General features: G+C 54.9%; 17 protein-coding genes, 1 other RNA gene and 2 pseudogenes. 13 read left to right on the plus strand and 7 right to left on the minus strand.

Annotation, left to right across the window (positions count from 1 at the left end; all coding sequences use genetic code 11):
- The first annotated feature begins 198 nt into the window (after positions 1–198).
- The 6 genes and pseudogenes from BFQ03_RS09600 to BFQ03_RS30580 all read left to right on the plus strand — a co-directional run.
- A complete protein-coding gene (locus BFQ03_RS09600) occupies positions 199–1,893 on the plus strand; it encodes a lactate permease LctP family transporter (protein WP_032862887.1) in 1,695 nt (564 codons plus the stop codon).
- 126 nt (positions 1,894–2,019) lie between these two features.
- Positions 2,020–4,830 carry an FAD-binding and (Fe-S)-binding domain-containing protein gene (locus BFQ03_RS09605; RefSeq protein ID WP_065942934.1) on the plus strand — a complete coding sequence of 937 codons (2,811 nt, stop codon included), beginning with the start codon at positions 2,020–2,022 and terminating at the stop codon, positions 4,828–4,830.
- Positions 4,831–4,943: 113 nt separating this feature from the next.
- Positions 4,944–5,337: a transfer-messenger RNA gene (ssrA, locus tag BFQ03_RS09610) on the plus strand.
- A gap of 124 nt (positions 5,338–5,461) precedes the next feature.
- Positions 5,462–6,301, plus strand: coding sequence for a hypothetical protein (locus BFQ03_RS09615; RefSeq protein ID WP_175403889.1), 840 nt, complete (start codon positions 5,462–5,464; stop codon positions 6,299–6,301).
- 198 nt (positions 6,302–6,499) lie between these two features.
- Positions 6,500–6,787, plus strand: coding sequence for a type V toxin-antitoxin system endoribonuclease antitoxin GhoS (ghoS, locus tag BFQ03_RS09620; RefSeq protein ID WP_065942935.1), 288 nt, complete (start codon positions 6,500–6,502; stop codon positions 6,785–6,787).
- A 164-nt stretch (positions 6,788–6,951) separates the two neighbouring features.
- A pseudogene (locus BFQ03_RS30580) lies at positions 6,952–7,206 on the plus strand (site-specific integrase); the annotation flags it as partial.
- Here the strand turns inward: BFQ03_RS30580 and BFQ03_RS09625 are convergent.
- Entirely contained in the window at positions 7,201–8,880 is a 1,680-nt protein-coding gene (locus tag BFQ03_RS09625; RefSeq protein WP_175403890.1) for an ATP-dependent nuclease, read from the minus strand. The pseudogene BFQ03_RS30580 and the gene BFQ03_RS09625 overlap by 6 nt on opposite strands.
- Positions 8,881–9,397: 517 nt before the next feature.
- Between BFQ03_RS09625 and BFQ03_RS31065 the strand changes: the two genes are divergently transcribed.
- The 4 genes and pseudogenes from BFQ03_RS31065 to BFQ03_RS09635 all read left to right on the plus strand — a co-directional run bounded on the left by BFQ03_RS31065 (position 9,398) and on the right by BFQ03_RS09635 (position 12,073).
- Positions 9,398–9,973: a pyocin activator PrtN family protein gene (locus BFQ03_RS31065; RefSeq protein WP_345788457.1), complete on the plus strand. Its 576-nt coding sequence runs from the start codon at positions 9,398–9,400 to the stop codon at positions 9,971–9,973.
- A gap of 44 nt (positions 9,974–10,017) precedes the next feature.
- Positions 10,018–10,274 (plus strand): annotated as a pseudogene (locus tag BFQ03_RS30595) (hypothetical protein).
- 48 nt (positions 10,275–10,322) lie between these two features.
- The gene (locus BFQ03_RS09630; RefSeq protein ID WP_065942937.1) at positions 10,323–10,571 is read left to right on the plus strand and encodes a helix-turn-helix transcriptional regulator; all 249 of its coding nucleotides are present in this window, start codon (positions 10,323–10,325) and stop codon (positions 10,569–10,571) included.
- Complete coding sequence (locus BFQ03_RS09635; RefSeq protein ID WP_065942938.1) at positions 10,568–12,073, plus strand: YfjI family protein; 1,506 nt, start codon at positions 10,568–10,570, stop codon at positions 12,071–12,073. The genes BFQ03_RS09630 and BFQ03_RS09635 overlap by 4 nt, the downstream gene beginning before the upstream one ends.
- A gap of 175 nt (positions 12,074–12,248) precedes the next feature.
- Here the strand turns inward: BFQ03_RS09635 and BFQ03_RS09640 are convergent, their stop codons facing one another.
- From BFQ03_RS09640 to BFQ03_RS09655, 4 genes are read right to left on the minus strand one after another with little or no spacing between them, the layout of a single operon-like run.
- On the minus strand, positions 12,249–13,160 hold the full coding sequence (locus BFQ03_RS09640; RefSeq protein WP_083204824.1) for a restriction endonuclease: 912 nt from the start codon (positions 13,158–13,160) through the stop codon (positions 12,249–12,251).
- Between the two features lie 27 nt (positions 13,161–13,187).
- Positions 13,188–16,388 carry a type I restriction endonuclease subunit R gene (locus BFQ03_RS09645; protein ID WP_065942940.1) on the minus strand — a complete coding sequence of 1,067 codons (3,201 nt, stop codon included), beginning with the start codon at positions 16,386–16,388 and terminating at the stop codon, positions 13,188–13,190.
- Positions 16,388–17,749: a restriction endonuclease subunit S gene (locus BFQ03_RS09650; protein WP_065942941.1), complete on the minus strand. Its 1,362-nt coding sequence runs from the start codon at positions 17,747–17,749 to the stop codon at positions 16,388–16,390. The genes BFQ03_RS09645 and BFQ03_RS09650 overlap by 1 nt, the downstream gene beginning before the upstream one ends.
- Positions 17,746–19,731 (minus strand): type I restriction-modification system subunit M, encoded by a 1,986-nt coding sequence (locus BFQ03_RS09655; protein WP_065942942.1) that lies wholly within the window; start codon positions 19,729–19,731, stop codon positions 17,746–17,748. Before BFQ03_RS09655 ends, BFQ03_RS09650 begins: the two co-directional genes overlap by 4 nt.
- A gap of 772 nt (positions 19,732–20,503) precedes the next feature.
- Between BFQ03_RS09655 and BFQ03_RS09660 the strand changes: the two genes are divergently transcribed.
- From BFQ03_RS09660 to BFQ03_RS09675, 3 genes are all read left to right on the plus strand, one after another.
- Entirely contained in the window at positions 20,504–20,764 is a 261-nt protein-coding gene (locus BFQ03_RS09660; protein WP_065942943.1) for a hypothetical protein, read from the plus strand.
- Positions 20,765–20,861: 97 nt separating this feature from the next.
- Positions 20,862–21,206: a hypothetical protein gene (locus BFQ03_RS09665; protein ID WP_065942944.1), complete on the plus strand. Its 345-nt coding sequence runs from the start codon at positions 20,862–20,864 to the stop codon at positions 21,204–21,206.
- Between the two features lie 519 nt (positions 21,207–21,725).
- On the plus strand, positions 21,726–22,433 hold the full coding sequence (locus BFQ03_RS09675) for a hypothetical protein (protein ID WP_065942946.1): 708 nt from the start codon (positions 21,726–21,728) through the stop codon (positions 22,431–22,433).
- A 2-nt stretch (positions 22,434–22,435) separates the two neighbouring features.
- On the opposite strand, the gene BFQ03_RS09680 is transcribed toward BFQ03_RS09675, so the two are convergent.
- Both BFQ03_RS09680 and BFQ03_RS09685 read right to left on the minus strand, forming a co-directional pair.
- The gene (locus BFQ03_RS09680; protein ID WP_065942947.1) at positions 22,436–23,053 is read right to left on the minus strand and encodes a recombinase family protein; all 618 of its coding nucleotides are present in this window, start codon (positions 23,051–23,053) and stop codon (positions 22,436–22,438) included.
- Between the two features lie 166 nt (positions 23,054–23,219).
- The gene (locus tag BFQ03_RS09685; RefSeq protein WP_065942948.1) at positions 23,220–24,056 is read right to left on the minus strand and encodes a hypothetical protein; all 837 of its coding nucleotides are present in this window, start codon (positions 24,054–24,056) and stop codon (positions 23,220–23,222) included.
- Between the last annotated feature and the right edge of the window lie 109 nt (positions 24,057–24,165).

Genomic DNA, 24,165 nt, shown 5'->3' on the forward strand with positions numbered 1-24,165 from the left:
GCGGCACCTATCAGAACCCCTTTGATTACACCGATCAGACCCAACGCCCGCCGACATGCGACCAAAGTTTCTCAGGCGGCAAATTGACACATCACCCCGAAGGCTCTTACCCTAGCCATCAGCGATTGTAAATTGGTATTACCAATTACCCAGATCCGCTGAGCATGCATGACCAACAACAATTAGGGGCCACCCCATATGCAAACCTGGCAACAGCTCTACAGCCCACTCGGCAGCCTTGGCCTGTCCGCACTGGCCGCCGTCATTCCTATCGTATTTTTCTTCCTGGCCCTGGCGGTATTTCGCCTTAAAGGCCATGTTGCCGGGAGCATCACCCTGGCGTTGTCGATCCTGGTGGCGATCTTCGCCTTCCAGATGCCGGTCGATATGGCACTCGCCGCTGCCGGCTATGGCTTTGCCTACGGCCTGTGGCCAATCGCCTGGATCATCGTCGCCGCGGTATTCCTCTACAAACTGACGGTCAAAAGTGGCCAGTTCGAAGTGATCCGCAGCTCCGTGCTGTCGATTACCGATGACCAGCGCCTGCAAGTGCTGCTGATCGGCTTCTGCTTCGGTGCGTTCCTGGAAGGTGCCGCCGGTTTCGGCGCACCCGTGGCGATTACTGCCGCGCTGCTGGTAGGACTGGGCTTCAACCCACTGTACGCCGCCGGCCTGTGCTTGATTGCCAACACCGCACCCGTGGCGTTCGGCGCCCTGGGGATCCCGATCATCGTGGCCGGCCAGGTCACCGGTATCGACGCCTTCAAGATCGGCGCCATGACCGGTCGCCAATTGCCACTGCTGTCACTGTTCGTGCCGTTCTGGCTGGTGTTCATGATGGACGGTGTGCGCGGCGTCAAGGAAACCTGGCCTGCAGCACTGGTGGCTGGCTTGAGCTTTGCCATCACCCAGTACCTCACCTCCAACTTCATCGGCCCGGAACTGCCGGATATCACCTCGGCCCTGGCCAGCCTGATTTCCCTGACCCTGTTCCTGAAAGTCTGGCAGCCCAAGCGCACTGCGGGTGCCCAGATTGCTGGCGCCACGTCCAGCGTTTCGGTCACCGGCAGCGTCGGCGGTTTCGGCCAACCACGCACTTCCGTGGCTTCGCCTTACAGCCTGATGGAAATTTTCAAAGCCTGGTCGCCGTTCCTGATCCTGACCGTGCTGGTCACCATCTGGACCCTCAAGCCGTTCAAGGCCATGTTCGCCGCCGGCGGGTCGATGTACAGCTGGGTGTTCAACTTTGCGATTCCGCACCTGGACCAGATGGTGGTCAAGGTTGCGCCCATCGTCACCAACCCGACGGCCATCTCGGCGGTGTTCAAGCTGGACCCGATTTCCGCCACGGGCACGGCGATTTTCTTCTCCGCATTGCTCTCCATGCTGGTGCTGAAAATCAACGTCAGAACTGGTCTGACCACTTTGAAAGAGACGTTCTACGAGTTGCGCTGGCCAATCCTGTCCATCGGTATGGTGCTGGCGTTCGCATTCGTCACCAACTACTCCGGCATGTCTTCGACCATGGCGCTGGTATTGGCCGGCACCGGCGCGGCATTCCCGTTCTTCTCGCCGTTCCTTGGTTGGCTGGGCGTGTTCCTCACCGGTTCCGATACCTCGTCCAATGCCCTGTTCAGCTCCCTGCAAGCCACCACCGCGCACCAGATCGGCGTCAGCGATACCCTGCTGGTAGCGGCGAACACCAGTGGCGGCGTGACCGGCAAGATGATTTCCCCGCAATCGATCGCCGTGGCCTGCGCCGCGACCGGCCTGGTGGGCAAGGAATCCGACCTGTTCCGTTTTACCCTCAAGCACAGCCTGTTTTTCGCTACGATTGTCGGCCTGATCACCTACGCCCAGGCGTACTGGTTCACCGGCATGCTGGTGCATTAAGACCACAGGCAATACCGTAAGAACCGACGCCGCAGCCGCCTTGCGGCGTCAGCTATTCACAACCCAGTCTGCTGAGCCGTGGCGCCCAGGCTCCTCAGACTGGGTGCTGCTGATCCTGGAGGCACCATGAGCCTACCCATCGCGTTCCTTGATGCTGTCGCACGACTGATCCCGAAAGATCGGCGCTTCGACGACCCTCTTTCCACCCTGGCCTTCGGTACCGATGCCAGTTTTTACCGACTGATCCCACAACTGGTGATCCGCGTCGAATCGGAAGATGAGGTAGTCGAACTGCTGCAACTGGCGCAACGCGACCGCGTGCCAGTGACCTTTCGCGCAGCCGGTACCAGCCTCTCCGGCCAGGCGATCAGCGATTCAGTGCTGATCGTGCTCGGCGATAACTGGAACGGGCGCGAGATTCGTGGCCAAGGTACGCAGATCCGCTTGCAACCCGGGGTGATTGGGGCCCAGGCCAACGCCTGGCTTGCGCCGTTCGGACGTAAGATCGGTCCGGACCCTGCGTCAATCAACGCCTGCAAAATTGGCGGAATTGTCGCCAACAATGCCAGCGGCATGTGCTGCGGCACCGCGCAAAACACCTATCACACCCTGGCGGGGATTCGCCTGGTACTGGCCGACGGTAGCCGCCTGGATACTGAAGATGCCGCCAGCGTCGCAGCGTTTCGCCAGCAACACGGCGCACTGCTTGAACGTTTGGCCACCCTGGGCCGCGAGACCCGGGCCAATGCTGAACTGGCTGCAAAAATCCGCCACAAATACCGTCTGAAAAACACCACCGGCCTGTCACTCAACGCCCTGGTGGATTTCGACGAGCCGCTGGATATCCTCAGCCACTTGCTCGTGGGTTCCGAAGGCACCCTGGGGTTCATCAGCGCAGTCACCTACGACACGGTGATCGATCACCCGAACAAGGCTTCGGCCCTGATCGTGTTCCCCGATGTGGAAACCTGCTGCAACGCGGTGACGGTGCTGAAAACCCAGCCCGTCTCAGCGGTCGAGTTGCTGGACCGACGCAGTATGCGTTCGGTGCAGGACAAACCCGGCATGCCCGCTTTCGTACAGCAGCTATCGGAAGGTGCCTGCGCGCTATTGATCGAATCCCGCGCGGCTTCGTCCTCATTGCTGCATGAGCAACTGGCGCTGATCATGGCATCGCTGGCCAGTTTCCCAGTCGAGAAGCAAGTCGACTTCACCGAAGACCCGGTGGAAAACGCGCGCCTGTGGGCGATCCGCAAGGACACTTTCCCTGCCGTCGGCGCCGTACGCAAAACCGGCACCACGGTGATCATCGAAGACGTGACCTTCCCGGTGGAGCAACTGGCCATTGGTGTGAACCGCTTGATCGAGCTGTTCGACAAACATCACTACGACGAAGCCATCCTTTTCGGACACGCCCTGGAAGGTAATCTGCACTTTGTCTTCACCCAAGGCTTCAACAGCGCGCAAGAAGTCACACGCTACCAGGCGTTCATGGATGACGTAGCACAACTGGTGGCCGTGGAATTCGGCGGTTCGCTGAAGGCCGAGCACGGCACCGGTCGCAATATGGCGCCTTTTGTCGAACTGGAATGGGGCAGCGATGCCTACCAGTTGATGTGGCAGCTCAAGCGCCTGCTCGACCCCAACGGTATTCTCAACCCGGACGTGGTGTTGAGCGAAGACCCGCAAATCCACCTCAAGCACCTCAAGCCACTGCCGGCGGCCGACGAAATTGTGGATAAGTGCATCGAGTGCGGCTTCTGCGAGCCGGTATGCCCATCCAAGGGCCTGACCCTGAGCCCGCGCCAGCGCATCGTGATCTGGCGCGATATCCAGGCACGCAAACGCGCCGGTATCGATACCACTGAACTGGAAGCGGCCTATCACTACCAAGGCATCGACACCTGTGCCGCAACAGGGTTGTGCGCCCAGCGCTGCCCGGTAGGCATCAATACCGGCGACCTGGTGAAAAAACTGCGCAGCCGCGAAGCGAGTAGTACGAAAACCGCCGAGTGGCTGGCCGGCCATTTCTCCACCGCGCTGCAAGGTGCACGCTTTACCCTGCATGTAGCCAACGGCGCCCGCATGCTGCTCGGCGCGCCCCGCCTGGCGAAACTCTCGGCCACGGTAACCCGCCTGTCCAAAGGGCAAATACCGCAGTGGAACACCGCCATGCCCCAGCCGGAAAAAGCCATCCGCTTCAGCCCGGCCGTCAATGACGAGCGCCCCCGAGTGGTCTACCTCGCGGCCTGTGTATCGCGGGCAATGGGCCCGGCTGCTGGGGATAAAGAGCAGATGTCGCTGTACGACAAAACCCGAGGCCTGCTGGAAAAAGCCGGTTATCAGGTCGTCATCCCGGACAATCCCGACAGCCTGTGCTGCGGCCAGCCCTTCGCCTCCAAAGGCTACGCAGAGCAGGCCGAGCACAAACGCCAGGAACTGATCGGCGCCCTGCTCCACGCCAGCCGTGGCGGCCTCGACCCCATCTACTGCGACACCAGCCCATGTACCCTGCGCCTGGTCCAGGACCTTGGGCAAACGCGCCTGGACCTCTACGACCCGGTACGTTTTATCCGCACCCACCTGATGGACCGCCTGGACTTCACCCCCCAGGATGCACCGATTGCAGTACATGTCACCTGCAGCACCCAGCACCTGGGCGAAAGCCAGGCCCTGATCGACCTGGCCCGGCGCTGCAGCAATAACGTGGTAATCCCCGAAGGCATCCACTGCTGTGGGTTTGCCGGCGACAAAGGCTTCACCACCCCGGAACTCAACGCTCACTCACTGCGCACCCTCAAGGACGCCGTGCAGTACTGTAGCGAAGGCATCTCCACCAGCCGCACCTGTGAAATCGGCCTGACCCAACACGGCGGCATCGATTACCACGGGCTGGTCTACCTGGTGGACCGCGTCACCGAAGCCCGAGCCCACTGACCCGACTCAATCCCACCAACCGCTCAAGGCCAACCTTTCGGGTTGGCCTTCTGTGGCCGTTTGACGTACACTGCACAGGCTTGTCGCTCACGATCACATCGAGCAACAAGCACGGGGCCGTTTAGGATTCGACGCCGGTTGCGAACCTTTAGGTGCATGCCGAGTTGGTAACAGAACTCGTAAATCCACTGTTGCAACTTTCTATAGTTGCCAATGACGAAACCTACGGGGAATACGCTCTCGCTGCGTAAGCAGCCTTAGCCCTTCCCTCCTGGTACCTTCGGGTCCAGCAATCATCAGGGGATGTCTGTAAACCCAAAGTGATTGTCATATAGAACAGAATCGCCGTGCAGTACGTTGTGGACGAAGCGGCTAAAACTTACACAACTCGCCCAAAGCACCCTGCCCTTCGGGTCGCTGAGGGTTAACTTAATAGAAACGGCTACGCATGTAGTACCGACAGCAGAGTACTGGCGGACGGGGGTTCAAATCCCCCCGGCTCCACCAAATAAGCTATACAAATCAGGCACTTAGCGTTTACCGCGAGTGCCTTTTTTGTGCCTGAATGGGTGGTTTTGGCTCGGTTATGCCAGCTTAATGACAGCGTCACGTGAAGCGACTGGGGCAAAATATGAGTTCGGAGATTGACCGGGTAAAGGATCGCGCTAGAAGCCGGGCCTTGGTGGATGAGCTCTACCAAGACGCAAGCCGTGTATACGTCGTGCATTACTCATGCGAATCATTTTATGAGGGGTCCACCGGCGCTTCGAAACGAGTGACGTCCATCGCCGTGAGAAACCTAAAGTCTGCACAGACAAAATCTTGGTCGCTTCATAAATCAGCGGAGCTGAAGGGTTCACTTGCGACGATGTCGGATGAGCTGGATAACCATGAAAAATCAATGCTTGATGGCTATTTTACTTTTCTAGAGCAGCATAGAGACTGCCGATTCATTCACTGGAATATGCGAGACGAGCATTTTGGCTTTTTCGCCCTTGAGCATCGACACCGCGTCATGGGCGGTCAGCCTTTTGAACTTCAGGATGACAAAAAAGTAGATCTGGCTAGGGTACTAGTTAGCCTCTATGGCAAGTCCTATGCTCCACACGAGGACAGCAAGGGCCGCAGAGGCCGAATAATGAGCCTGACAGAGCTGAACAATGTATCGGACGTCGACGCGCTGACAGGCGAACAGGAAGCTGACGCATTCGTCAGTGGTGATTATCTTAAGATGCACAGATCAACGCTCAGAAAGCTGGACATGTTTGCCAATTTCTTCGAGCGCACACATGAAAAACGCCTAAAAACAAACGCTACCTGGGCAGACAAGTTTGGTGTCCGTCCGATTGCGATGCTGGAAATCGTAAAAGGCCACCCGCTATTTTCCGCGTTTACCGTCATTGCAATCGTGTTGGGGGCAGTCGCGAAATACACTGAATTTTTCAAACAATTCCTGAACGTCGGTTCTTAAATGCCTGGCGCTGCTGATGCAGCAAGATAGGCGTGAACAGTGCATAGACAATGGCCTGTGTCGCCTACGGCGATTCACTCCTGGTCATATCCGTGGCTTACATCCTGATACGCTTTTTAATAGCTGCGGGTTGAAAAGCCATCATTTAGGCATCATTTCTGATATGCCTCAAACGGAGGCGGCACTTAAGGAATGATCATGGCAAATTTTACCGTTCGAGTAGAGTTACACGGGGCAGACGAAAGCGATTACGAAACTCTATATGAACACATGAAGGCGAAGGGCTTTACCAAGACCATTACCGGGGGAGACGGCAAGGTCTACGCACTTCCGCCGGCGGAGTACAATCTAGTCAAGGAGATAACGCGAGACAAGGTTCGTGATTTAGCCGTCACTGCCGCTAAGGCCACCAAAAAGAGCGCTGGGGTTCTAGTGACCGAAGGCACACGATCTTGGTCTGGCCTCGAAGAAACTAGAGTTAAGTGATCTGAGCATTTGTGCCGTCGACTCTGCTGGGCGGCACCTTGCGATTTTGTGCAGGTTGACAGATCGAGCGAATCGCCATGAAGCCTGGTTGACAGACTATAGAATCAGCCACGTAGATTTTCGCGTCACTGATGTAGGTCAGCGCCCAATCGCCCTGACACATACCGGCGATGAAGAAGGCAGGAGTCAGATATCGCCGGCCCTACCAGACTCGGCACACTTATGCCTCGATGATGCTGTCCTCAGGCGAGCATCCGATGTGGGTGGCAAAGCAAATGGGGCATTCCGCTTGGACTATGATCGCAAGAGTGTACGGACGATGGATGCCTTCGGCCGACTCAAGCGCGGGAACAAGCGCCGAATCGCTATGGGTACTCACCGATATAGATCAAAGTCCTGACGCCCGAAAGCTTCTATAAGGCGAGGTTGAGTTTCGCGGCCTTTAACTCGAGAGCGCGATTGATTTTTTCGAACAGTTTAAAAAAACCTTCACTTGAATCGTAGGTACGATCGTCATCATAAAGCTCTAAGATGAATTTCATGAACGTTTTTTTAGAGCCATCCCTAATTTTGAACTCCACCAAGCCTCCGTCTGAATCAACGATGGGGGCGCCACCTTCAAACCAAGCTGGTTCATGTTCAAACGCACCAATAATCCAGTCAGACGGAAAGAGCCCCTCGATTGGGTGGCCTCCCGAGATCAATACATAGTCAACATTGGAATTGAACTTATAATCCTTATTTGCGCAGTAATGCCCCATTTCCCTTACGGCATCTACTCCCGCTTTATCGCCATCAAAAAGCGAAACGATACAAACCTCTTTTTCCAGCAATCCAAAATTTGACTTCAGGAAACCTTTCAAATCAGATACACCTGTGAAGTCTTTGATTAGCAAATTTGTGCGCGACAGGTATGGATACTCCTCTTGCATTTCAGGCTGCATAGCTCTCCACACGTGGTCAATATAGGCCCGATCAGTCTCGCCCTCGACAAACAAATTATATTTGGAAAGTGCAAAGTAGTCTGCAAACTTCACACCCAAAGATTTCCTAATCGATTCAGTAGCATCTCTGTGCGAAGCGTACTGAATTATCGAAGTAGCTTTATTAGCTTGCGTTCTTCGAACACCCTGAACCAATTTAATATTGGTCGGGACGAAGTTTATCGCATGCGTAGTTTTAATTAGAGTGGATATCTCGCCGAGATCATCCAATATTCTCGATGCTCTCTCCGCAAGACGCGGATGCATGTACGTTTCAGGCTCTTCAATTAGCCAGACGACATTTACGTTTCTTTGTTGCTGAGTAATCCATTTGAAAGAGGATAGTAATACAGCTGCCTGAACGCCCATACCCTTAGAATAGATAGAACTGCTCTCCGGATCTTTTACGGCCAAGTCAAACCCGGTAATTAGATCAGTTATAGCGCCATTGGGTATCTTGAAAGCTACCTGAATCTGACCAAGCCCATTGTTCTTAAGTACTGTATTCATGCTTGTCGCGATCTCCGCGACGCTTAGCTGTATTTCTGGTATATGACGCCTAAGGGCCGTAGCGACTTCCATTCTGATAAATGGAGAAACAAACTCATCGTATAGCTCATCAATAGATTTCTTAGAAGGAATGTAATAACACTTGAAAGAATCTAAAACAGCCTGAATGAAAGCTTTCTGAGCCATTGAGCATTGAGGGGATTTCCCCGCAGGTCGTTTTAGACCTGGGTAAACTTGGTAAACTGGATTATTTCCATTAAAATAGACATTAATGGAAAATTCATCGCTAGGATCATAGTGACCTAGCAGAACTCGCAACTTGTCCAGCTTTTCAAAAATATCCTTATCTTTCCCAGAAGAGTCTCCTCTAAAATGACAAGTTAAGCTTGTCTTAACAGATTTATCGCCAGAAGAAAAATCAGTGGAATGCTCATATTTATGCAAGTTCTCATAGCCAGTGAAGAACATATAGATCGCCATCAACGCATTTGTCTTTCCTGCGTTATTTGGACCTACCAGGGTGAGCCCACCCGTAAGGTTCAAGGTTTGCTCACCTCTTATAGTACGAAAATTTTTAACCTTTAAACTTTGGATTTTCACTCGACTTCCCTGCCAGATTATTAATTCTATCGATAGTGGCATAAGGCAACCGACCAATGGAAGCGGTCGAGCGGAAGTCGAGCCGCGCGAATGATCTGCTATGTCACATTGGGAATGACAGCAAAATGGCAGCATTGGCGCTGAAAGCTCCGCATTACAGGGGCCGGATGCGGGTTCACCCCTCCCCGAATACACAAAATTAGCTATAAAAATCAGTCACTTAGCGTTTATCGCAAGTGCCTTTTTTGTGCCTGAATGGGTGGTTTTGGCTCGGTTATGTCAGCAATGACAGCATCTGCGATGATTATCTGCTGCATTCCCGCTAAGCTCAGGCGATAACCAGGAGCGGCGCAAAGATGAATGAAAACGCAGAAGGACCTGACAGCTATCATTCGCGCGCGAAGGAAGACGAGGCTTTCGTGACGATTTTTTCGTGAGTCGACTTGAGCAGAGAGAGTGGCAAAATGCTTGGACCCGAAGAATGGACAAACCGCACCGGTAGATTAATGTCGCCGTTATGCGAAGGAGTCGAGCGATTAACACTCTTTTTCTCTTAATGGCTCAATATCATGGCCAGACGATTGTGTCCTTGAGTCGGGTATGCGCCGACTATTTCACTCATCTGACACCAGCAAATCTACGAACAAAGGTCTCCTCAGGCGAGATTGACCTACTGATTGTCTCCATGGAGCTGAACGAAAAAACTGCACGAGGCGTTCATCTGTCGGATCTTGCTGATTACATTGATCGACAGCGAGATAGAGCCAAGCTTGAGCTTGATCGGACGAGAAAGCAGGCTACCAAATCCTTGAGCCAAGTGCCGCGCGAAGTCGAAAAACCTGAGGCTGATACATTTTCTCGACCTAGAGAGTCAAATGATCTTAGTCGACAACCGATCCTTTTCATTAGGCTGGCTGAAGTAAAGCGAATTACAGGTATGTCGACTAGTACGATCTACAAAATGGTAAGTCAGAGCACATTTCCACGACAAATTAAACTAGGTGGTCGAGCTGTGGCCTGGGTTAGGGTAGAGGTAATCGAGTGGTGCGATCTACGAATCAAAAAGTCTAGAATGCTAAAGAGTGAGAACTAGGGATGTAGCAGAACAGCCAATAAATCGCATCTCTCATCTCAAAAATCGGACCTCCCACGCCCAACTCAGCCCTGCTCCCCACTTTGCTTTACAAGATCAACGAAAATCAGCTCGCGCTCGAGGCAGCCATTATGGATTGTCCAAATGGGCGGAGCAGCAAGGATCGTCAGAAGTCTCCGACAATGTGCGCGGCGCCCTGGACTGTCTAACCGCAAAGCCCATCCGCGGCTGTCGCCTTTACTTCAACAATCGACAGAACGTTTTCCGGCGCTTTTTTGGTTTGAAATCGCCCCCCAACTGACCGGACAGAATATTTAATAGGAGTCGACTTACACACAGAGCCCCACACATGTCGACACATGCCCCCAAGAAATACCTGATCAGTCACACCTCTCTTCAGCACTGCTTTGACAAGAGCCGCTCCGGACTAGAAAAGCTACGCGAAACCGATGCCAGCTTCCCTCGCCCCATCAAATTTGGCCCGAGCAAACAGGCTGGGGTTTATTTCGTTGTCGCAGAGGTGGAGGCCTGGCTGGAGAGCAAGATCAGCGAGCGTGATGGTGTTGCTCTGGATCTCGCCGGACGAGAAGAGCAATGACTACACACGAACAGATACCGTCGTTTTTGGCAGAGATGCCCGCGCCGGCGCTTGCCGCATACATGAACCCTAACATTGCACCAAAGCAGCTCCCTAGCGGGTTGCCCAAGGTCATGCCCTGGCGCGACGAACTACTGCCCCCGGCTCTTAGGGAATATGTACGCGATGTAGCTGAGCGCACCCAGTGTCCACCTGATTTTGTTGGGGTCGCGCTTGTCGTGGCTGTCAGCACCGTAGTCGGGCGTAAATTCACCATCCATCCGAAACAGCACGATGATTGGACAGTCGTTCCAAACCAGTGGGGCGTCATCATCGGGCGACCGTCCGCGATGAAAACGCCGGCACTCAAACAGGCCCTGCATCCACTCCGCGCATTGGATGCCAAAGAGCGAGAACGCTATAGCCAGGCTCAAGCTGAGCACAAGGCTGTCAGTGAGCTATACGACATGAAGCGCAATGCAGCCAGGGCAAAAGCCAGAAAGCTTTACAGTAGTGGTGACGAGAATGCAGCTCAGGTAGAACTGAAACGTCATTCAAGCGAAAACCTACCTCCAATCCAGCGGCGCTACATCGTCAACGACGCAACGGTCGAAAAACTCGGCGAGCTGCTCAACGAGAATCCAAACGGCCTAGTAGTTGAGCGTGACGAGCTGGGGGGATGGCTGGCTACGATGCATAGCGAAGACGGCTCGGTTGCGAGAGCTTTTTATTTGGAATGTTTCGACGGCAACGGCTCATTCACCTATGACCGTATCGGCCGAGGAACTATTTATATCAAGTCATGCTGTTTATCTTTAATCGGCGGGATTCAACCCTCACGAATCGCGTCTCTCGTAAACGCTGCCGTCAGCGGCGAACTGGATGACGGCCTGATTCAGCGCCTGCAGCTGGCGGTATATCCCGACGATGTTCGAGAGTGGCGCTATATCGACCGTTGGCCGAATAAAATCGCGGCTGACCGCGTTGCGGAGGTTATCGAACAGCTCGACCAGATACCTGATGAGCCTCACTCTGCCCTCAAATTTACCCCAGAAGCCCAGGAGAAGTTTATCGCCTGGTATACCTGCCACATGCAAGCAAGCCGGAGCGATCATCTTCACCCCGCATTACAATCCCATTACCTGAAAATGCCGAAAACCATTGCAGGCTTGGCCCTTCTATTTGAGCTAATTGAAGGCGGGCGGGAAGCAGTGGGCGCTGAGTCCACTGACCGCGCCATCAACTGGGCGAACTACCTGATGAGCCACGCCCAGCGGCTGTACGGGGCGGCAATCAACGCACCACTAATCGCTGCGAAGCGGATTCTGGAGCGCCAGCAGAAATTGCCCGAGCCGTTTACTGCCCGAGAGGTGCGCCAGAAAGATTGGACAGGATTAGGCACGCAGGACGCGGTAAATAATGCGCTCGCCGTTTTAGCTGAACATGACTTCATCGTTGGCTACGAGGTGGCCGGAGAAAAAGGTGGCCGCCCATCGACTCGCTATGTCTGGCGAAAAACGTAGCTCAACCCAACCTGTTCACTAAAAAGACCGGTAGGGCCACCTACAAAACCTACGAAACCTAGTTCTGTAGGTTTCGTAGGTAGCCCTTCCCCCCTGGCAGGGATAAAAACTGCCACAACAACAGTGATCTCCGAGTTCATACTTACTTGGGTGAGCAGGCTACCTGGGTTGTGACTCACGCCTCTGCGAAGTAGTCGCTGTCGAGCTGCTTCACCTCGTACACCTGCTTAACGCTCACCCCCAGGTTGTTCTCCACCATCAGACGCGCCAGCTCAACACCGTCGATTAGCACCACCTTGATATCCAGCCCCAGCGCTGCAGTACGGGCACCATCGGAAAAGTCCGAAGTGGTGATAAACACGCCCTTTCGCGCTCGCTGGCGGGTTAAGGCTCCGATGAATTTGTCGATCTCCGGGCGATGTACCGTGTTGGCCCAGCGCTTGGCCTGCAGGTAGATCACGTCGAGGCCGAGCTTGTCTTCTTTGATGATGCCGTCGATGCCGTCATCGTTGGTCGCCTGGGTCGCCTTGCCAGCCTCTTTGCGCGAGCCGCCGTAACCCATTGAGATCATCAGATCGACCACCAACTGTTCGAAGAAACTCGGGGTGGCTGCCAAGACTTGCGTCAGCAGCTCGTCTGCGAGGGACTGCATCAGCGCTTGATGCGCCTCGGCCAACTGTTCGTCTGGCGTTGTTTCGGCAATACCAACGTTCAGTACGGCGGGAACGTCAACCGCTTGCGGCTTGGCAGTATGGAAGTCCGCAAACTCGGGAAACTGCTTCAACCAGCTCACCGTGATGCGCTGCGGACCGTTGGCCAAAGCATCAAGGCCACGTGGGGTGATTTGCACCAAGCCCTTGGCGGGAATGCATAGCAGGCCCGCCTTGTTCAAATAGGTGCGAGCCCAACCCACGCGGTTATTGATCACTGTCTGATGACCAGAAGGTAGGCGCTCCTTGCGTTCGTCTTCGGTCAGTTGAAACTGATCCGCCACCCGCTCGCGCAACTCATTGAGCGGCAGCGGCGCACCGCTCTGCACGGTACTCAATACCGGGCGCATCACACTTTGGAAATCTGGAATAGCCACCGTTACTCCCTCATTTAAACGACCGTCTTAGGCCCCGCCCACGCGGCGCTCATCAAAAGCCACTGCGGTCTTGATCATTTTTAAAATCACTAGCGCAAATGCTCGGCTCTTTGTCTCGTTATCCAGCACTTCCAGCGAAAGCTTCTCGTAGTCGGTCATGGCGTCCAACACGGTGTCGAGGACGCGCTTGGGAAACAGGCCGTGCATCACTTGATCCACTGAGTGGTTATTCACCTGAGCCATCACATCTTCCTGACGGCTGATGCGCTGGGCGATGCCGGTAAGGAACTGCAGTTGGTCGTCGTCGCTCACTTCGGCACCGAAAATATCGTTCAGCGCCTCAATAATTTCGGATAAACGCTTTTTTTCCGGATCATGCGGCTTACCGCTCCCCACGTCACTGCCGGGCTTGACGGTGTATTTTCCCGTTTCCTCGTTCAGACGCAGCAAGTGTTCGGCGCGCTTGCTCAGGCGGTAGTGGCTCAGTTGCAGCTCCCCCACATCCACGTCGTCTTCTAGCAAGCGATCTACGCGCAACAGCGGGTGTAAATGCTTGGCGTACACGCACAGCTGCTCTAGTTCGCGATCCTCGTAAGGCACGATCTGCGACAGAAACTCGTACAGGCGCACAAAGCTCTGCAGGTTCTTGCGGAACAGGTCGAGCTGATCTACCTGCTCGCCAGCTTCTTTCAATGCGTGCTCGGCTTTTTTCAAGCCGGCGCTATCCCCATTGGCTTCGGCGGTTCGTTTGTAATCAAGCGCCTGCTGACGAGATTCCAGCGAGAAGGTATAGCGCTTGGCAAAACGCTCTTTGGCCGGTGCGCAGTAATAACTGAGCTTGCTGGCTTGTGCCTTAGGGTCGAAGAAGGCTAAGGCAAACGCTTCGACCTCTTGCCAGTGATAGATGCCCTCGGCATCCAGCGTCTTCTGCAGGTCATAGATGATCTGCGGGTCGGTCACATCGGTCAGCTCGGCCTTGGTGTAGTAAGGCAAGAAGGCGTCGAGAATATCCTGCGGCTCGTTGAAAAAATCGAGGATGAAGGTTTGCTTGCTGTCACCGAAAGTACGGTTCAACCGCGACAGAGTCTGTACGCAGTCCACCCCCTGCAGCTTCTTATCCACGTACATAGCGCACAGCTTGGGCTGATCAAAACCGGTCTGATACTTGTTGGCCGCGATCATCACGTTGAAGTCTTGGGTGTCGAAAGCGTCCGCCAGATCTCGGCCATTCAGGCCCGCGTTGAGCAGGCTGCTGTTTTCTGTCACCTCTTCGGGGATAACTTCATCCGGTAACACACTGCCGGAGAACGCCACCAGCGGGTGCACATCGCTGTAACCCATCTGCTGCACATAGGTGTTCAATGCCAACTGATAACGAACCGCTTCTTGACGGCTGCTGGTCACTACCATTGCCTTGGCTTGACCATTGAGCAAACCGCGGATATTGGCGCGGAAGTGCTCGACGATCACTTCGACCTTCTGGCTGATGTTGTACGGGTGCAAACGCACCCAGCGTGCCAGCTTGACGCGCGCTTTTTTACTGTCCACCTCATCGTCTTCGCCATCCGGGTGGGCGATCTTCCAGGCGGTGCTATAGGTGGTGTAGTTGCGCAGTACGTCGAGGATAAAACCCTCCTCGATAGCCTGACGCATGGAATACAGGTGAAACGCTTCAGGCTTATTGCTGGTGCTCGCGGGCAGCGTGGGGTCGGCCGGACGACCGAACAGTTCCAAGGTTTTAGCTTTTGGAGTGGCGGTAAAGGCGTAGTAACTGATGCGCTCATTGGGCTGGCGCGCTTGTACGGCGGCATCCAGTAACTCTTCGGCGCTAACTTCTTCCGCCTCCAGAGCATCGCTGCCAAGAATCTGTTTCAGCTTGCTGGCCGATGAGCCGGTTTGCGAGGAATGTGCCTCGTCAGCGATCACTGCATAGCGCCCGCTGGCCAGCTTGGGGTACTTGTCCAGCGCATCGAACAGCGCCGGGAAGGTCTGGATGGTGACGATGATGACGCGCGTTTGCTCAGCCAGCGCCTCCGCCAGTTGTTCGGATTTACTTTGGTTGCCGACATCCCGGCTGATCGGTTTAACCACGCCCTGTGCGTGTTCGAACTGGTAAATAGTGTTTTGCAGTTGGCTGTCCAGCACCGTGCGGTCGGTGACCACGATCACCGAATTGAAAAGGCGCTGGCCTGTATCGTCGTACAGCGAGGCCAGTTGATGCGCGGTCCAGGCGATGGAGTTGGACTTGCCTGAGCCTGCGCTGTGCTGAATCAAATATCGCTTGCCCGGCCCTTCGGTGCGGGTGGTATCGATCAGCTTATTGACCACTTCCCATTGGTGGAAACGCGGGAAGATCATCGTCTCCTTGGTCACCAGCGTGCCGTCGAAGCCTTCACTGGTTTTCTTGTCCAAGTGCAGAAAGCGCCCCAGCACCTTGAGCCACGCATCTGGCTGCAACAGGCGTTGCCAGAGGTAGCTCGTGGCGTATTGACTATCGTCCTCAGGCATCGGGTTACCCGCACCACCTTCCGCGCTGCCGAGGTTAAACGGCAGGAAGAAGGTGTCTTTACCCGCAAGTTTGGTGGTCATCGCCACTTCGTTCTGGCCCACGGCAAAGTGCACCAGCGCACCACGTTTGAAAGTCAGCAGTGGTTCGAGTTTGCGTGTTAGCGGGTCTTTTACCGGGCGGTCATTGCGGTACTGGCGTTTGGCGTTTTCCACCGACTGCTTGAATTCGCTTTTCAGCTCCAGCGTGGCGGTGGGGATACCGTTGACGAACAGCACCAGATCCAGACGCGGGTCGTAACTCTGTCCGCCCTTGCCAGAATCACGCGCATGCGGTGAATAAGACACCTCCGGCACCACGCGCAAACGATTGCATTGGTAGCGTTTGAGGGTGTCCGGGTTCATGCCGTGGTCGGGCTGAAAGCTACACAGCTCCACCTTCACTGCCGGCAGCTTGAAGCCATGGCGCAGCACATCCAGGGTGCCGCTCTGCTCCAGCTCGCGCACCAGCTTTTGCACCAACACATCATCCGGATTATTCGGGTTGGCCTTGGCGAACTTTTCCCAGCGATCAGGCCATGCATCCTTGAAATAGCCCAGCACGTCCTCGGTATACAACGCCGTGCGGCGGTCGTAGCCGTTGGCGGTGCCAACCAGCCAGCCTTGGGCGGCTAGGGCTACGATGATGTCCTGCTGGAATTGCGCTTCCTTGCTGTTCGCCATTACACGACCTCTTGGGCTAATTCAGGTGATTGCGAACGGACCGGTGGCTGCCAACCGCGCACGTCGATTTTGCCGGTGACGGCGGCGGAGATAAGGGCGGAGCGGCGTTCTTGGAGATAGCCAATTAGCTCTTCAGCTTTAGAGGTTGTGTTTTGAATTTTCGAAACCACGGCAGTAATTTTTTCAGCGATATGTACCTGCTCCTCCAAGGGCGGAAAGGCAAATCGATATTGACGCAACTGTTCTGCCGTCAAGTGATCGATAGTTGTTTGATTACCACCTGCAACGAAAACCCCTTGTTGAGTAGCCATTTCCATGACGTGAAGAAAAAACTCTGCAGTATCTCTTTTCAGATCACGAGGCCGTAATCGATGAAGCGCCTTCTGGTAATAGCACTCATCTAAATCGCCTCGCCATATAGCCGATCGACCAACATAACTCCCACCCTCATTGACCATGAGGTCACCGCTCTTTAGGCGATACATAGACTGCGCCTCTGGGGGGAAATCCATCAGTGGCAAATCGGTTGTATTAATTGCGTTCCACTGAACATCAAAAACACGCAGGTATGGCTTCAAGTGATCGCCCTGCGCACGTTGCTCATTAAGCATTCGCCCAAGTTGAATCTCATAACGATAGTTAGTTGGAACAACGTCCCAATGCGCCGGCACCGCGCCTAGCCACTCCACGCCGGAGTCTTTCGTGGGCACCGTGGGGTCGAGGCCTTTGGTGACGGCGTGGGAGATCACGGCCTGGCGCTTTTCCTTGAGCAGTCCTATCAGACGCTTCTGCTCTTTGATCAGCGCGTCGATGCGGGCGGTTTCGTGATCGAGGAAGCGGGCGATTTGGGTTTGTTCAAGCAGAGATGGAAAAGCGCCTTGAAACTTCAAAATATCACTTGGATTGACTCGTTGATGGCTACGGGTAGCTGATTCAACCAAAGATTCAAGTCGCTTCCTGAAGTTCTCAGACCCAACAAGATAATAAAGCCACTTATGGTTAAGAGTGTCTGACTGCAAGGGAACAAATTCGCCTGAACAGACAGTAAGGGCATCATGCGGTCGAGCCAAGCAAACTGTGTTTTTCCTCGGATTAAGCTTGGATATCAGAACTTGCCTGCGCTGAACCAAAAGCTTTGAGCTATCGATCTCACTTCCATCTTCAAGCTGCCCATCGCCAGATGCCTGAACAACGGGTATTGAATAGTGAAAAATCTCTTTATCGTTCAAGCTCTCAGCGCTCACAAGCTTTGATATTGAGCTGATATATGCATCCCCACGCGAGAGGGTCCATTGCTCAGGAACATCACCCAGCCACTCTACGCCCGAGTCCTTGTATTTCGGATAACAGGGAAACGTCATGCCGACAGCCCCTCGATCATCTGCTTGATGCGGTCGGTGCAGGCTTTTAGGTCGCGGTCGATCTCGGCCAACGGGCGCGGTGCTTGGAACACATAGAAGTGGCGGTTAAAAGGAATCTCGAAGCCGACAATGCCGACCTCGCCGTCCAGCGCATCGGTTTTGCTTTCGTCGATCCAGGCATCCGGTACATGGGGGATGACTTCGCGCTGGAAGTAGTCGTACACCGACTCGCCCAGCGGCACGTTCTCGTTATCGCGCAGGCCGGTGTCCGCTTCCGGCTGGCCTTTGCTGGTGCAGATATCCGCCTCGGGGTCGCGCTCGCTTAGGGCGCTCATCAGGGCTTTTAGCTCCGGCGTGCTAAGGCTGACGCTGTGCGCGGTGAGGGCTTTTTTCAGCAGTTTGCTGAACTGCTCGCGGCTGCGGTTCAGTTGGCTGGCATCGATGGATTGCAGGGCAGCCAGCAACTGTTGCTGGGCGGCGCTGTCGAGCTTCTGCAGGGCTTTTTCTTCCAGCACTTTAGCGATGCGCTCGGCGCTCGTTTGGAAGTTCAGGCGCAGCGGGCGTTCGACGGTGATGCGGCGGTAGCCGAAGGCGTCGATGGGGAAGATCTTGCTCTGTGCGGTTTGCTCAAAGCTGCCATACAGGCGCACCAGCTCGCTGATTTGATCATCGGTGATGTACTGGCGCTTGCTGCCCAGCCCTTTGCGCATTTTGGCGTAGTGCTGGCTGCCGTCGATCAGCTGCACCTTGCCCTGACGCTCGGCGGCCTTGTGGTTGCTGAGTATCCACACATAGGTGGCGATGCCGGTGTTGTAGAACATGTCCGTCGGCAACGCGACGATGGCTTCGACCAGATCGTTCTGCAGCAGGTAGCGGCGAATCTCCGACTCACCCGAACCCGCGCCGCCGGTAAACAGCGGCGAACCGTTGAGGATGATACCAATGCGCGAGCCACCGTCGCGTGGGTCACGCATCTTGCTGACCAGGTGCAAGAGGAACAGCAGCGAGCCGTCGGACACACGCGGCAGGCCCGGGCCGAAGCGACCGTCGAAGCCCTTGTGGCTGTGTTCGTCGGTGATCTGCTTTTGCACCTTCTTCCATTCCACGCCGAACGGCGGGTTGCTGAGCATAAAGTCGAAGTGATGTTCTGGGCCGGCCAGTTGGTCGTTGGACAGGGTGTTGCCGAGTTTAATGTTCTCGACCTTCTGCCCTTTAATCAGCATGTCCGCCTTGCAGATGGCGTAGGACTCGGGGTTGAGCTCCTGGCCGTGCAGCGACACGCTGACCTTTTCGCTGATGGACTGGATGTACTCATCACCCTCCGACAGAAAGCCGCCCGTGCCAGCGGTTGGGTCATAGATGGTGACGATGCTGTTGGGCGCGAGCTTGTGGTGCTGATTGGTGATCACCAAGGATGTGGTGAGGTGCACGATATCGCGCGGGGTGAAGTGCTCACCGGCGGTTTCGTTGGAGCTTTCTGCAAACTTGCGAATCAGCTCTTCGAAAATGATACCCATGCCGAAGTTGCTGATGAACTCGGGGCTCAGATCGGTGGCGGCGAAGCGCTGTACCACCTGATATAGCAGATTGGCGGTTTCCAGTTGCTGAACGAAGTCTTCAAAGTGGAAGTGCTCGAAGATCTCGCGGGCATCCTTGCTGAACGCCTGCACGTAGCTCATCAGGTCAGCGGCGGTTTGGGTGTCGGACAGAGTACCGAGGGTCAGTGGCGAGGCGTTGAAGAACTGCTGTCCACCTGCGGCCCGCATCATATACATATCACGTACGGTGTCCGGGCGGCCTTCTTGAGCATAGAACTCGCGAACCACAGCGTCTTTGTTTGGCGCCAGAACACACTCCATGCGCCGCAACAGGGTGAACGGCAGAATGATGCGGCCATATTGCGATTGCTTAAAGTCACCGCGCAGCAGATCGGCAATGGACCATAGAAACGCGGCCGTCTGGGAATGATTTTCCGTGTTCACGCAATAACTCCTTGGAGTACGGGCAAAAACGCAAGTTTACCCCTTAGAGCTGGCGCCCTGTCACAGAACCGACGGCCTATTTTCACTCCGCTCCGAATACTCAAAGGTGCTAAGGCCGCACTCGAAAGTTAGCCAGCAACGATATATCTGCTGCAATGTGTTCTCGAAACGGGGTTTTAGCAGTCTATGCACTGGTACCCCGGCAAAAAACCGATCAGCCAGCCTGACCATTTGAGTAGCGGGATTTCTAAAGCAACTCATCGTCGTCATCTGTTGCACATTCATTGCTCGCGCTCTTTCGCTGGCCCGGAGAGTCGTCATTTGCCCACCATGTGTTGTCACTGCGCGCGCCTGGCGGATACCTTCTGATGCTCAGTTGTCATCTACTGTCGTTCTCCCGCTGCCGCCATGGCCATTGCGAACTGTGGAGACCCTGTATCCATAGAGCGGCAGCGACGACACCTACTCACGACACCCCTTCACAACGCCGATTATCTTGTACAAAGCTCGTGAAAGACCCGAAACCCAGTATTCATGCGCGTTACAGAGACAACACCCCTTCACGACACCCCTTCACAACGCCGATTATCTTGTACAAAGCTCGTGAAAGACCCGAAACCCAGTATTCATGCGGGCTACAGAGACAACACCCCTTCACGACACCCCTTCGCTCAGATCGGCAGATCACTCTATGGGAGGTGAAGCGTCAGACTCCCATAAGTAATAGATGGGAGGTGAGCATGTTTTTTTTGAAACGTGTCGCGGAGCGGATATGAGCGGTGCTCTGGTCGCTTTGGAATTTAGTCACCCAAGAGCCGACGGAGCGAATTTCAGGAGGATAAAGTCCTTGGGATTGGCATGGCAGATGAGAAGCTGTATTCAGTGCAAATTTTCAGCCCAGAAGGAGCAAGACATGGACTCGATTGAGCTACTGGTTTATGCGGTCATCGGCGTGGTCGGCACGCTGGGAGTGGCTGCGGTGATTGGCTACAAGGTCGCAGATCATCTCGATAAGAAGCATCACACCGACTGATTTTGCAGCACATCGGCAGATGCGCATGGTGGTGGCTTGGGATTCGCCAGTGCTTGGGTAACGTTCAGGCATGTGCCAAGTCCAGCAGGTTCACGTCATGAGCAAAGTTAAGTGCCAGTGCTGCAAGAAGATGATGGCTCCAAAGGTGGTCACTAGCGTGCCGTTCTACATCAATGGAATACCCGTGGGCGGCCGTGACCCGGAGTCGTCCGTATGCCCCTTCTGCCTGTCGCAGAAGTGGATGCTCACCGAACATCAGGCTCTGGCTGCCGGTAGGGCCAATGCCGAGTTCTACGGGATCATGGTTCTCGCCATGGTGAACATCGTTGCGTTCGCCCGTTTCGGCGAACTGGCGGGCGGTATGACGCTTGCGGTGTCAGTCGCAAGCTTTCTCCTGCGCGCCAGAATTATCAGGGTATTGCTACGGCATCTGGGCCGTTAGACGAGCCAGCACATTCAAGGCGACCGGAATGCTACCAGGCGGCGAATACTGCCTGGTTAGAATTCGTAAAGGATGTCACTGCTGCTCGACAGTTAGCGAAACTGCGTCGTTACCTGGTCACTTCATCGGGTTTAAGCGCTGTGGTGGTACTGAACCCTGCATGGCGAGCGGTTGCCCGAATGCCCTGGCCAGCACCAAGCAGTTCCCCAATGCGCTGATGTAACCCCGTTTCAGGCGGACCTTTTTAAACACCGGAAACTTTGCCCCTCCTAAGGGGAAGGTTGGCCGTTCGAACCGGCCCTGGGACACCATATAATTCAGGCCTTAGAGCCATTTCCTTGCCAGCCTGAGATCTTCGTGACAGCAGGGTGGCAGCGGCAATCTTGTGAAAATCCTCTGTTTCATTCAGCAAGCTGAGGCTTTTTTTGCGGGTACCCATTTTTCCGATTAAGATCAGCTTTTCGCAAGGATGCGCCATGAGCCGCTGTTTGGCGGTTAGCCCTGGATAGGTGATTTCTCATGAATGCTTTTTCCGACCGTGTCGCCGCTAACGTCCTTCCTTGCTCTCACAGTCAATCGCTACCTGATGCGTTGAAGGAATGGTCCGTAACAGATGCAATGATTGATCATGAGCACGCCACTGAGACGTGCGAGTTGTGTGATCATGAGGCTCTCAGGTACCAATACGAAATTGCTAATGCATCTACCCGGCGAACGCTCTGGGTCGGATCGAGCTGCATCCTGAAATTCGGAGTTTCTGTCCGAGAAAATGGTGTGGTGCTTTCTAGGAAAAACGCGGAACGTAAGCTTGAGCGCCTTTTGCAAACTACAAGGCACGCTACATGCATTCGTTCACTTGAGAAATTAGCGCAATCTGATAACGATCAGCGTCTCGTGGGTGCTTTAGCTTATTACAGAAAGAACAAGTACTTATCGCCGAAGTACGCTTTCATGGTGCTCTGGCGGCTGCAGGTCGAAAAGATTGATCATAGCCCAAGTTTTTTCAAGATAAGCCTGCGCCGCTCTCAGCATAAAGATGACCTCAGGGCCATGCAGCTCAGCAAGGTACAATTGATCTGGCCCGCGCTGACTTCCTCGCAGCGCACGACAGCAATTGCAATGGGGCATCGTCCGCCACCGCCACCGGTACCACTAGACCCTAAGCCGTTGCCGTTGCCGCCACTGCATTTGTCACCGCTGCCTCTCCCGCCGCTTCCCCGGCTCTAGATTTAAGCGGATACCTTATCCCTGATCCTTAAAACTGTGGTTGTCGAACAATTGGCGTGGCGGGCCGTTGCACGGATGCCTAGGCCTGCTTCAAGAAGTTCAGTGACCCGCTTGTGAAGGTCAGCATCGACTGGTCGACCCTGATACTTACCTTCGGCCTTGGCTTTCTCTATACCTTGGGCTTGGCGCTCTCGGCGTTGCTCGTAATCTTTACGAGCAATGGCCGCCATCATCTCCACCAGCATTGAGTTGATCGCCCCCAGCATCCGCCCGGTGAACTCATCTCCCTTGGTGTCCTGCATTCCCTGGTGGCTGGTCGGCAGGTCGAGCGCAACGATGCGCAGGCCCTTGGAGTCGATAGCGGTCTTGAGCTTTTGCCAGTCCTCCACCGGGAGACGGGATAGGCGGTCTATCGATTCCACCAGCAGGACGTCACCCTTGCGCGCATCTTTCAGCAGGCGCACCAGCTCCGGCCGGTCGGCGGTGGCGCCGCTGGCGTTCTCCAGGTACACGCTGGCGATGACCTTGTTATGGTCGCTGGCGAACTGCTCAAGCGAGGCGCGGGCGCGGCCGGCGTCTTGTTCTTCGGTGGAGGCTCGGAGGTATGCGCGGATGAACATGATGGGTGCCTGTATCAGTTAGGGCGTTCTACTAATACTGTTGCACTATGGGTGTTACTTATCAAGCGAAAAGCACGAAAAAGGCAAAATATGCCTGTATCTGGATAGGCATACTCAAAAAAATTGTCGCAGACTAGCGAAAGCCTGCGACGAAAGACCAGCAGGATTATTTTCCTACGAAGTAAAGCGCTCGACCTTGGTTGAAGATGGCAGCAGGGATTGAATCTTTCCTCAGTCGCTGACCAGGATGGTAGATGTAGATCCATTCGGGTAGGTACTTCGATGCCTTTAGCATGGCTTCCGAAGTCGTCATGTCGTTCTTGTAGGCATCAAGCGTGAACTGGTTGTGCCGGATAAATATCGGCCCGTAGCTGCGAGGCGACGCCAAGAAGCTTGGTGACGCAGCGGGTGTATCCGCGAATGGGATAGGACGTTCCGCAAAGATATCTGCTGGCGTTGCGTACGAGCGCGAATGACCATCAGGGTATCGGCCGGTCTGCATACCCAGCTTTGACAAACCACCTGAAAAACTCTTTCTGCGGGCCTCCTCCACCTTCTGCAGGGCCAGAGCCGATGCCTCCTCTGGTGAGCCGGCCTGATCGGAAGGCACCCAGGCAACAACCTGAGTTGCCCGAGCCGGATCACTTGACCCACCCAGTAGCATCAAACCCAAGCCAACACCTGCGGCCGCGCCACCGCTCATGCCTGAAGGTGGTGACACATATCCAATAGCACTTAATCCAGCGTCCCCTAGCCCTGCCACTGAGCTGTTGGCGGGGCTCACTCTATCAACTCCCCCTACGATCTCGATTGGAACGTCACGCTGCCCGGAAATCCCCATGGCAGTCAGAACGTGCATCGCATCCGACCATTTTTCTTTCGGCACATCCTTTGGCTCAGAAAGCTGAACAGTCTTCGGCGATTGAGTGGCAGAGCACCCAGCCAGAAAAGCTATTGCCGCAGCCAGCATGCTGACTCGAATCACTGTTGATGTACTACCCATGGCGCTACTCCCTGTTGTGATCACCACAGCCTATGGCGGCTTGCAGAAAACCCAACGGCATCCCCTGCGACAGGACCAGCTTGGGATTTCCAAGACCTGGCATAGCGTG

The organism is Pseudomonas sp. 25 R 14 (genome assembly GCF_900004755.1).
Classification (GTDB): Bacteria; Pseudomonadota; Gammaproteobacteria; order Pseudomonadales; family Pseudomonadaceae; genus Aquipseudomonas; species Aquipseudomonas brenneri.

Bases quoted from the DNA above. Each gene is read 5' to 3' on its own strand.
- BFQ03_RS09600 (WP_032862887.1), top strand. From the start codon at position 199: ATGCAAACCTGGCAACAGCTCTACAGCCCACTCGGCAGCCTTGGCCTG.
- BFQ03_RS09605 (WP_065942934.1), top strand. From the start codon at position 2,020: ATGAGCCTACCCATCGCGTTCCTTGATGCTGTCGCACGACTGATCCCG.
- BFQ03_RS09615 (WP_175403889.1), top strand. From the start codon at position 5,462: ATGAGTTCGGAGATTGACCGGGTAAAGGATCGCGCTAGAAGCCGGGCC.
- ghoS (WP_065942935.1), top strand. From the start codon at position 6,500: ATGGCAAATTTTACCGTTCGAGTAGAGTTACACGGGGCAGACGAAAGC.
- BFQ03_RS31065 (WP_345788457.1), top strand. From the start codon at position 9,398: ATGCGAAGGAGTCGAGCGATTAACACTCTTTTTCTCTTAATGGCTCAA.
- BFQ03_RS09630 (WP_065942937.1), top strand. From the start codon at position 10,323: ATGTCGACACATGCCCCCAAGAAATACCTGATCAGTCACACCTCTCTT.
- BFQ03_RS09635 (WP_065942938.1), top strand. From the start codon at position 10,568: ATGACTACACACGAACAGATACCGTCGTTTTTGGCAGAGATGCCCGCG.
- BFQ03_RS09645 (WP_065942940.1), bottom strand. From the start codon at position 16,388: ATGGCGAACAGCAAGGAAGCGCAATTCCAGCAGGACATCATCGTAGCC.
- BFQ03_RS09650 (WP_065942941.1), bottom strand. From the start codon at position 17,749: ATGACGTTTCCCTGTTATCCGAAATACAAGGACTCGGGCGTAGAGTGG.
- BFQ03_RS09660 (WP_065942943.1), top strand. From the start codon at position 20,504: ATGAGCGGTGCTCTGGTCGCTTTGGAATTTAGTCACCCAAGAGCCGAC.
- BFQ03_RS09665 (WP_065942944.1), top strand. From the start codon at position 20,862: ATGAGCAAAGTTAAGTGCCAGTGCTGCAAGAAGATGATGGCTCCAAAG.
- BFQ03_RS09675 (WP_065942946.1), top strand. From the start codon at position 21,726: ATGAATGCTTTTTCCGACCGTGTCGCCGCTAACGTCCTTCCTTGCTCT.
- BFQ03_RS09680 (WP_065942947.1), bottom strand. From the start codon at position 23,053: ATGTTCATCCGCGCATACCTCCGAGCCTCCACCGAAGAACAAGACGCC.
- BFQ03_RS09685 (WP_065942948.1), bottom strand. From the start codon at position 24,056: ATGGGTAGTACATCAACAGTGATTCGAGTCAGCATGCTGGCTGCGGCA.